10 protein-coding genes (1 of these 10 cut by a window edge) are annotated in these 7,650 nt (G+C 50.5%); all 10 read left to right on the plus strand.

The genetic code is table 11. The annotated features are described in order from the left end of the window. The first annotated feature begins 1 nt into the window (after nucleotide 1). Complete coding sequence (gene pabA / locus MKX98_RS00335) at nucleotides 2-583, plus strand: aminodeoxychorismate/anthranilate synthase component II (RefSeq protein WP_220687026.1); 582 nt, start codon at nucleotides 2-4, stop codon at nucleotides 581-583. Continuing rightward, nucleotides 580-1,467: an aminotransferase class IV gene (locus MKX98_RS00340; protein WP_194540314.1), complete on the plus strand. Its 888-nt coding sequence runs from the start codon at nucleotides 580-582 to the stop codon at nucleotides 1,465-1,467. Before pabA ends, MKX98_RS00340 begins: the two co-directional genes overlap by 4 nt. Next, on the plus strand, nucleotides 1,464-2,324 hold the full coding sequence (folP, locus tag MKX98_RS00345; RefSeq protein WP_339220822.1) for a dihydropteroate synthase: 861 nt from the start codon (nucleotides 1,464-1,466) through the stop codon (nucleotides 2,322-2,324). The genes MKX98_RS00340 and folP overlap by 4 nt, the downstream gene beginning before the upstream one ends. Nucleotides 2,325-2,362: 38 nt before the next feature. Next, nucleotides 2,363-2,725, plus strand: a complete 363-nt coding sequence (gene folB / locus MKX98_RS00350) for a dihydroneopterin aldolase (protein WP_194540316.1) — start codon at nucleotides 2,363-2,365, stop codon at nucleotides 2,723-2,725. Nucleotides 2,726-2,732: 7 nt separating this feature from the next. After that, nucleotides 2,733-3,281 (plus strand): 2-amino-4-hydroxy-6-hydroxymethyldihydropteridine diphosphokinase, encoded by a 549-nt coding sequence (gene folK, locus MKX98_RS00355; protein ID WP_339220824.1) that lies wholly within the window; start codon nucleotides 2,733-2,735, stop codon nucleotides 3,279-3,281. Continuing rightward, nucleotides 3,233-3,439 (plus strand): helix-turn-helix transcriptional regulator, encoded by a 207-nt coding sequence (locus MKX98_RS00360; RefSeq protein ID WP_071221056.1) that lies wholly within the window; start codon nucleotides 3,233-3,235, stop codon nucleotides 3,437-3,439. The genes folK and MKX98_RS00360 overlap by 49 nt, the downstream gene beginning before the upstream one ends. A gap of 224 nt (nucleotides 3,440-3,663) precedes the next feature. After that, complete coding sequence (gene dusB, locus MKX98_RS00365) at nucleotides 3,664-4,695, plus strand: tRNA dihydrouridine synthase DusB (RefSeq protein WP_339220826.1); 1,032 nt, start codon at nucleotides 3,664-3,666, stop codon at nucleotides 4,693-4,695. Between the two features lie 210 nt (nucleotides 4,696-4,905). Beyond that, nucleotides 4,906-5,382, plus strand: coding sequence for a transcription elongation factor GreA (gene greA / locus MKX98_RS00370; protein WP_009591919.1), 477 nt, complete (start codon nucleotides 4,906-4,908; stop codon nucleotides 5,380-5,382). A 310-nt stretch (nucleotides 5,383-5,692) separates the two neighbouring features. After that, nucleotides 5,693-7,204: a lysine--tRNA ligase gene (gene lysS, locus MKX98_RS00375; RefSeq protein WP_194540319.1), complete on the plus strand. Its 1,512-nt coding sequence runs from the start codon at nucleotides 5,693-5,695 to the stop codon at nucleotides 7,202-7,204. Nucleotides 7,205-7,362: 158 nt separating this feature from the next. Continuing rightward, nucleotides 7,363-7,650, plus strand: partial view of a hypothetical protein gene (locus MKX98_RS00380; protein ID WP_194540320.1) — the 5' portion only. 249 nt of this gene lie beyond the right edge of the window; 288 of the gene's 537 nt are visible here — the first part of the coding sequence; it begins with the start codon at nucleotides 7,363-7,365; the stop codon falls past the right edge of the window.

The raw sequence follows: 7,650 nt of genomic DNA on the forward strand, positions 1-7,650 counted from the left end.
CATGATACTTGTCATCGACAATTATGATTCGTTTACGTATAACCTGGTTCAATATTTGGGTGAGCTCGGCGAGGAAGTGAAGGTTTACCGGAATGATGAGATCGACATCGCCGGCATCGAGGCTTTGGCTCCGGACCATATCCTGATATCGCCGGGACCGTGCACGCCGAATGAAGCCGGCGTCAGTCTGGATGTGATTTCGCATTTCAAGGGTGTCATTCCGATCTTCGGCGTCTGCCTCGGCCATCAGGCGATCGGGCAAGCCTTTGGCGGCAACGTGATTCGTGCGGAGCGCCTCATGCATGGGAAAACATCCGCGATCCAGCATACGGGTGACTCGGTCTTTGAAGGCTTGCCAGTTCCGTTCACCGCAACGCGCTATCACTCGCTGATCGTTGAGAAGGAGACCTTGCCGGATGAGCTGGAGATTACCGCCTGGACCGAAGAGGGCGAAATCATGGGGCTGCGGCATAAACAATATCCGGTAGAAGGGGTGCAGTTTCATCCGGAGTCCATCATTACGGACCATGGCCATCAGATGCTGCGCAATTTCCTGAAGCGTACGGCTGGCGCCAAAGCATGAAATATATTGGCATGAACGGCGGCATCGTTGAAGCTGCCGAGGCTGTCATACCTGTAATGGATCACGGCCTTCTGTACGGAATGGGGTTATTCGAGACCTTCCGCACTTATGAGGGGAAGCCTTTTTTAATAGAGCGGCACTTGAACCGGCTCATGGACAGCTGCCGGGAGCTCGGGATCGCTCACAGGGCGGATACGGAGAGGATCAGCCGCTGGATATCGGAACTGATGGAGGCCAATGATCTCCAGGATGCTTATATCCGGTATACCGTAACGGCAGGAGAGGGATTGCTCGGTTTGCCTGCTGGCGATTATTTGAAGCCTTCCGAGATTTTATTCGCCAAAGAGCTGCCGGCCGCAAACGAAATGCTCTACGAGAAAGGCAGAGCCTTGCGGCGGCTGTCCCTTCCGCGTAACACACCGGAATCATCGGTTCGGTTTAAATCTCTGCATTATATGAACAATATACTCGCAAAGCGGGAATTGGCCGGATACCCCGGCCACTCGAATGGTTCAATAGAGGGGCTGATGCTAACGGCGGCCGGGGAAGTGGCAGAGGGCATTGTCAGCAATGTCTTTTTTGTCAAAGCGGGTCGATTATATACGCCTGACGTTGGCACGGGCATTTTGCCGGGGATTACACGGGACGTGGTGCTGGAATTGGCTGCCGAACTTGGTATTGAAGCCGAAGAAGGCCGTTACAGCTGGGAGTTTTTTACCGGAGCGGATGAAATATTTACGACAGGCTCTGTGCAGGAGATTGTTCCGGTCTCGACGTTGATTGGAGCTGAGGACGAGACTCTAGTCATTGGACAAGGATTGGCCGGTCCGATAACCCGTACATTACTGAGCGCATATAGAAGGAAAGCAGGGCAAAAGGCATGAAAACAACGATTTACGAACGTGAATTTCGTCTAAGCAAGGATGCTGTGTTAAAGCTCGGTCAATCCACGCTCATTATGGGTATATTGAATGTGACCCCGGATTCGTTCTCGGACGGAGGTCGATATAACGGTACGGAGCGGGCGGTCGAGCACGCGCTTCAGCTGGTGGAAGAGGGAGCCGACATCATCGATATCGGCGGAGAATCGACGCGTCCGGGCCACGAGCCGGTTGGAGCCGCAGAGGAGCTTGCCCGGGTAATCCCGGTTATAGAAGCCATTCACCGGCACGCGCCGCATATTCCATTGTCGATTGACACGTATAAAGCGGAAGTTGCGCGTCAGGCTATTGGAGCGGGCGCTCATATCATTAATGATATTTGGGGCTTTAAAGACGACGCGGATATGCCCAAGGCAGCGGCAGAGCTCGGATGTCCCGTGATCCTGATGCACAATCGCCGCGATCGAAATTACACCAATCTTATCGAGGACGTAAAGCGTGATTTGCTGGAAAGTGTCGAGATTGCGCGGGCTGCAGGCGTGCAGGATCATCATATTTTGCTCGATCCGGGTATCGGGTTTGCGAAGGACTATGATGAGAACATGAAAGTGATGGCATCCCTCGATCAGCTCGTGGGGCTTGGGTTTCCGGTGCTGCTGGCTACCTCCCGCAAAAGGTTTATCCAGACCGCGCTTGGCGCTCCGGCACAGGATGTGCTGGAAGGAACGGCTGCCACGGTGGCTTACGGGATTGCCCAGGGCTGCCAGATCGTTCGTGTGCATGACGTGCTGCATATGAAACGGACAGCGAAGATGTGTGATGCCATGACCTACGCTTCGACAGAGCTTAGACGCATATAATTTTTCTTGGGACAAAGGATGGAAGGGCGGAGTAAGAGATGGATAAAATGATACTGAGCCGCATGGAATACTACGGCTACCATGGTGTGTTTGAGGAAGAGCGTAAGCTGGGACAACGATTCTATGTGGATCTGGAGCTGGAGATGGATCTGAGCAAAGCCGCCAGGACGGACGATCTGACGCTCACGGTAAATTATGCCGAGATTCATGATCTTTTGCTGGATATTATGCGGACGGAGTCGTTCCGCCTGATTGAAGCTTTAGCGGAGCATATTGCATCTAAGGTATTGGACACTTATACTATTATCGATGCTTTAACGGTCCGATTGACGAAGCCGCACCCGCCTTTTGACATTCATTTTGAAGGTGTGACCATTGAGCTGCACCGGACCAGGAAGTGAGACAATCATGAATGCACACGCCACCTCTGAGTGTTCAGAGGCTTATATTGCTTTAGGGGCCAATTTGGGTGACCGCGAAGGTAACCTGATGGAGGCTTTGGAACGGTTGGATGAAGTACCCGGCATTACGGTAGAGCGCGTATCCAACTTGTATGAGACCGAGCCGGTCGGATACGTGGACCAACCGATGTTTCTTAATATGGCAGCAGCCGTGTCGACATCGCTGAGTCCTCATGAATTGCTTGCCGAAATGCAGCGAATTGAAAAACAGCTCGGCCGGGTCCGTCATATTCATTGGGGGCCGCGGACGGTGGACTTGGACCTGCTATGGATGGAAGGGCGCCGTCTGGATACGCCGGACCTTGTACTGCCGCATCCCCGTATGCAGGAGCGGGCTTTTGTGCTCAGACCGCTGGCCGATATCGTATATGAGTTCGAACCTTCAGGTCTGTACCCTGTGGTGAAGACAGCACTTGAGAACCTGGAAGGAAAGGAAGGAATACAGCTTTGGAAAACAAGCAGCTGGCGCAGCGTATCCGCGCTTTCCGAAAATTAAAGGGTTTGACCCAGCAAGAGCTCGCTGAGCGAACCGGTATTTCACTAGCCGTCCTTGGTGCGATTGAGCGGGGGAACCGCCGTGCCGAGGAGCAAATGTTGGCTCAGATTGCGGATGTGCTGGAGATTTCATTGCAGGAGCTTAAGGAACGGAGTTAGATCATCTAAATAGGAAGTCGGTGCAGGTTTGTTTTTCATCAAACTCTGCCATTCATATAGGATGATGTTTCTGGATGCGATCTACAAGAATATGTAATTTTTGCGGACTGGACGATAACGCGATGAATGAGTATGTTGGTTTGGTTTGAAACTCAGGGATCCCTTGCACGATAACCGGGATCTTTCGACTATAAATATCTGAACACAAAGGGGTGACACATAAAATGGATAAGTTGAAAATCGGAAACATCGAGATGAAAAATCAAGTGGTTCTGGCGCCGATGGCTGGCGTATGCAACCCGGCGTTCCGATTGATTGCTAAGGAATTCGGCACAGGATTGGTTTGCGCCGAAATGGTAAGCGGCAAGGCCATTGTTCACGGGAACAAGCGCACCCAGGAGATGTTGTTCGTCGACGAGCGGGAGAAGCCGCTGAGCCTGCAAATTTTTGGTGGTGACCGCGAATCTTTGGTGCAAGCGGCCAAAGTGGTCGATCAGCAAACCAATGCCGACATCATCGACATTAACATGGGCTGCCCTGCACCGAAGGTAACCAAGATGGATGCGGGTGCACGCTGGCTTCTGGATTCGAACAAAATTTATGAGATGGTGGCGGCGGTTGTCGATGCCGTGAACAAACCGGTCACGGTGAAGATGCGTACAGGCTGGGATAGTGATCACATCTATGCTGTCGAAAATGCACTGGCTGTGGAACGCGCGGGCGGTCAGGCGGTCAGCGTTCACGGACGTACGCGCGAGCAACTCTACACGGGATTCGCGGATTGGGACATCATTCGCCAAGTGAAAGAAGCCGTCTCCATTCCGGTTATCGGTAACGGCGATGTGGTGACACCGGAGGATGCTCGCCGGATGCTGGATACGACAGGCTGCGATGGCGTTATGATCGGCCGCGGAGCGCTCGGGAACCCATGGATGCTCTATCGTACCGTGGAATATCTGAAGACAAGCGAGCTGCTGCCGGATCCGGCTCCACAGGAGAAAATACGGATTGCCATTCTGCATATGGACCGTCTGATTGCTCTGCGCGGCGAAGCGGTTGCGGTACGGGAAATGCGTAAGCATCTTGCGTGGTATCTGAAAGGTCTGAAAGGCTCCGCCCGCATTAAAGATATTATTATGGAAGAAACGAAGCGCGACGAAATGGTGAACCTTCTGAACAACTTTGTGAACAATCTGGAGGACCAAGAAGAATCGACAAAAAGTGTATATCCTCAAGCCGTTGCGGCGATGGGATAATTAGGGGTGTAGGCTGTTAACGGGTGCATGTATGCGACATTCGTGACAGCCTTTGCGCGCATTGACTTTTTGAAATGGTTCCCATATAATCTTTCAGTATAAATTCAAGAAATTGAGCAGGCATCAGAGGGAAGTTCTGATCCCCAAGAATTCGCATATAGTATGTTGATACCGTGGTTTAAATTATTTACATGACAGGAGAATCGGTTAATGAGCGATAAAGAAGTCATTCTTACCCAGGACGGTCTGAAGAAACTGGAGGACGAACTTGAGAATCTGAAGTCTGTAAAACGCCGTGAAGTGGCTGAGCGGATTAAAGTTGCCATCGGTTATGGTGATATTAGTGAAAACTCCGAATATGAAGACGCCAAGAACGAGCAAGCCTTTATCGAAGGCCGGATTATAACGCTGGAGAAAATGCTCCGTAATGCGCGCATCATCAACAACGATGATATCAATACCGATGTAGTCGGCGTGGGCAACACGGTGATCGTGGAGGATTTGGAATTCGGCGACACAATGGAATATACCATTGTCGGTACGGCTGAATCGGATCCGCTGAACAACAAGATCTCTAATGAGAGTCCTGTCGGCAAAGCGATTATTGGCAAGCAAAAAGGTTCGGTTGTAGATGTTAACGTTCCTGCGGGCGTTATTCAATATAAAATTGTAGACATTAAGAAGTAAGTCGGAATGTGTATAGAAAGCTTCCTTCGGGGGGCTTTTTTAACATATTAGAATTTATAATTTTTTTGGGGTCCCCGCAAAGTATTTGGAATAAGCATCGTAGCATAGGCTCCACTTTGTGGGGTTATTTTGAATAGGCAAGCTGTGTTGAGGGCTTAATGGGTTAGTGGCATGTCTTGAAATGGCTGCCCTACCGTTAAGTCCTAGCCGAATGTGTACAAGTTGTTTAAGGGCTGTCCGGATGTTATAGGTGGCGGCGTTTGTGCTGTTGGGGATTACGATGGAAGTGAAATGAAGGAGATGAATGACGATGACGGAAGAAATGAATAACCAGGAACAAGAACAGGAGTTAAGTGAGCTTTTGCAAATCCGCCGCAACAAATTGGACGAGCTTCGGAAGCTGGGCATCGATCCGTTTGGCGGAAAATATGAAAGAGAACATCACGCAGGTGATATTCTGAAGCAGTATGACGAGCTCTCCAAGGAAGAACTGGAAGAGAAGCAGGTGGAAGTGAACTTGGCCGGCCGGATTATGGCTAAGCGCGGCATGGGCAAGGCTTCTTTTGCTCATATTCAGGATTTGAGCGGCCGAATTCAGATCTATGTTCGCCAGGATTCGATTGCAGAAGCGCAATATGAAGCATTCAGCATCCTTGATCTGGGTGACATCATCGGGGTAAAAGGGGTCTTGTTCAAGACCAAAACCGGTGAAACCACCATTAAGGTAAAGGAGCTGGAGGTTCTTTCGAAGTCGTTGTATCCGCTCCCTGAGAAATTCCATGGTTTGAAGGATGTGGAACTCCGTTACCGTCAGCGTTATGTCGACCTGATTATCAACCCAGATGTACAGAAGACCTTCATTGCCCGTTCCCGTATTATCCAATCGATGCGTCGTTACCTGGATTCACAAGGCTATCTTGAAGTGGAGACCCCGACGTTGCATTCGATCGCTGGTGGTGCGGCGGCACGTCCGTTCATTACGCATCATAATGCGCTGGATATGGAGCTGTATATGCGAATCGCGATTGAGCTTCACCTAAAGCGTCTGATCGTGGGCGGTCTGGAAAAAGTGTACGAGATTGGCCGCGTGTACAGGAATGAAGGGATCTCTACCCGTCATAATCCGGAGTTCACGATGATTGAGCTCTATGAAGCTTATGCGGACTATAAGGATATTATGGCATTGACCGAGAATATGATCGCACATATTGCCCAAGAGGTCCTGGGTACACAAGTGATTTCCTATCAAGGGCACGAAGTCGATCTGACGCCACAATGGCGTCGTGTATCCATGGTGGATGCGGTAAAAGAAGTTGTAGGTGTAGACTTCAGTGTGGAAATGTCCAATGAGGAAGCGCATCGCCTTGCAAAAGAACATAAAGTTCCGGTAGAGCCGCATATGACATTCGGCCACATCTTGAATGCGTTCTTTGAGCAGTTCGTTGAAGAGACGCTGATTCAGCCGACGTTCGTAACTGGTCATCCGGTTGAGATCTCGCCGCTTGCGAAGAAGAATGACGTGGATCCGCGGTTCACGGATCGCTTTGAGCTGTTTATCGTGGCGCGTGAGCACGCGAACGCCTTCTCGGAGCTCAATGACCCAATCGACCAGCGTCAGCGTTTTGAAGCGCAGATGAAGGAAAAAGAACAGGGCAATGACGAAGCGCACGAGATGGATGAGGATTTCTTGCGTGCACTGGAGTACGGTATGCCGCCAACAGGCGGACTTGGTATCGGGATCGATCGTTTGATCATGCTTCTTACGAATTCCCCGTCCATTCGTGATGTCTTGCTGTTCCCGCATATGCGTAATAAGGAATAGAATTTGCTCCAATCATCGATGGTTGAAGAGGCAGTTGACTATAGATTTCTATAGTCGGCTGCCTTTTTTTGTTTGAACTTCTCGATTGTCACTTGTTCAGAGAAGGAAGCTGTGTTAAATTTATTTGGTACAATTGTATTAAAAAGGAGGTTGGCGGAATGATTGGGGCTTTTATAATCGGATGTGAGATTTTATTCTGGGTATTTGTTCTAGCAGGATTAAGCGCAAGATATCTGCTCGGGCTGAAAAGAACGGGCGGAATACTGCTGCTGTGTACGCCGATCATCGACTTATTGCTGATAGCCGTAACCATTATAGATCTGCGTGGCGGGGCGGAAGCCGGATTCATGCATGGGCTGGCGGCTGTATATATCGGGGTGACGATTGCTTTTGGGCATCGGATGATCCAATGGGCGGACGCCCGGTTTGCTCACCGATTTGCAGGT

Origin of the sequence: Paenibacillus sp. FSL W7-1332 (assembly GCF_037969785.1) — a bacterium.
GTDB lineage: Bacteria > Bacillota > Bacilli > Paenibacillales > Paenibacillaceae > Paenibacillus_AQ.

What these genes read in the sequence shown, in the direction of transcription:
- greA (WP_009591919.1), top strand. Translation starts at nt 4,906, where the DNA reads ATGAGCGATAAAGAAGTCATTCTTACCCAGGACGGTCTGAAGAAACTG.
- pabA (WP_220687026.1), top strand. Translation starts at nt 2, where the DNA reads ATGATACTTGTCATCGACAATTATGATTCGTTTACGTATAACCTGGTT.
- dusB (WP_339220826.1), top strand. Translation starts at nt 3,664, where the DNA reads ATGGATAAGTTGAAAATCGGAAACATCGAGATGAAAAATCAAGTGGTT.
- folP (WP_339220822.1), top strand. Translation starts at nt 1,464, where the DNA reads ATGAAAACAACGATTTACGAACGTGAATTTCGTCTAAGCAAGGATGCT.
- folK (WP_339220824.1), top strand. Translation starts at nt 2,733, where the DNA reads ATGAATGCACACGCCACCTCTGAGTGTTCAGAGGCTTATATTGCTTTA.
- lysS (WP_194540319.1), top strand. Translation starts at nt 5,693, where the DNA reads ATGACGGAAGAAATGAATAACCAGGAACAAGAACAGGAGTTAAGTGAG.
- folB (WP_194540316.1), top strand. Translation starts at nt 2,363, where the DNA reads ATGGATAAAATGATACTGAGCCGCATGGAATACTACGGCTACCATGGT.
- MKX98_RS00340 (WP_194540314.1), top strand. Translation starts at nt 580, where the DNA reads ATGAAATATATTGGCATGAACGGCGGCATCGTTGAAGCTGCCGAGGCT.